We start from the raw sequence: 794 nt of genomic DNA, 5'->3' as shown, positions 1-794 counted from the left end.
ACGCGGACTTCTCTTGCTTCGGGAATCATCCCGATCTTGAATCACGACTCACGTTCTATGAAAAGTGGGTACTAGGCGCGCAAGAAGTGGCGCATCCAGATCAAGCGCCTGTGAGCCGAGTGTCGCGGTCGCGACACGCTGTCCGGCCTAGGACAGGCGGGAGACGGAAAATAGCCGAGATAAATCAAGGCTCGACGTTTGGCACGAGCCTTGAAGGAAAGCCGTCGCGCATCGCCTGCCAAGGAATCGGAGTTTATGGCTTACAAGATAATCGCCTCCCAGTGCACCGTCTGCGGCGCATGTGAGTTCGAATGCCCGAACGCAGCAATCAGCCTCAAGAACGACATATATGTAATTGATCCGAAGAAGTGCACCCAATGCGAGGATCAGTGCGACACGCCGCAATGCGCCGTTATCTGCCCGGTGCCCGGCACGTGCGTGCAGGCATAAGGAGCGACCGATGAGCGGGTCCGCTGCGCGCAGCAAGGTTGAAGCGCGATCGGTGGCCGCCTTTCTGATGGGCGGCCTCGCTGGCCCCGAGCTGCGGGTGACTTACGCGATCGCGTATGCGGCGAAGGGCGCGCGCCGCGGCCGTCGTCGGGCATGGCCGGAGTCCTTGCGCGAGCGGCGGAGCGGGCAATGGTAGCCGTACAAGAGACGGTCGAGCGCGTCAGGCGCATCGACGTCGATCAGTATCGATATGGGTTCGAGACGCTTATCGAATCCGAAAAGGCCCCCAAGGGGCTCTCGGAAGATATCGTCCGCTTCATCTCAGAGAAAAAGAACGAGCCGGC

2 protein-coding genes and 1 pseudogene are annotated in these 794 nt (G+C 60.3%); all 3 read left to right on the top strand.

Annotated elements, in window-relative coordinates; genetic code table 11:
• Positions 1–255: 255 nt before the first annotated feature.
• Positions 256–450, top strand: a complete 195-nt coding sequence (locus AC5ZGW_RS46610; protein WP_130232039.1) for a 4Fe-4S binding protein — start codon at positions 256–258, stop codon at positions 448–450.
• A 10-nt stretch (positions 451–460) separates the two neighbouring features.
• A complete protein-coding gene (locus AC5ZGW_RS46605; protein ID WP_130582115.1) occupies positions 461–646 on the top strand; it encodes a hypothetical protein in 186 nt (61 codons plus the stop codon).
• Positions 640–794, top strand: a pseudogene (locus tag AC5ZGW_RS46600) (Fe-S cluster assembly protein SufB); the annotation flags it as partial. The gene AC5ZGW_RS46605 and the pseudogene AC5ZGW_RS46600, both read left to right, overlap by 7 nt.

This window comes from Bradyrhizobium sp. Crot121 (assembly GCF_059512385.1).
The sequence above is the reverse complement of the archived record's forward strand: the minus strand, read 5'-3'. Positions and strand labels throughout refer to the sequence as shown.

Coding starts and splice junctions, on each gene's coding strand:
- AC5ZGW_RS46610 (WP_130232039.1), top strand. CDS start 256: ATGGCTTACAAGATAATCGCCTCCCAGTGCACCGTCTGCGGCGCATGT.
- AC5ZGW_RS46605 (WP_130582115.1), top strand. CDS start 461: ATGAGCGGGTCCGCTGCGCGCAGCAAGGTTGAAGCGCGATCGGTGGCC.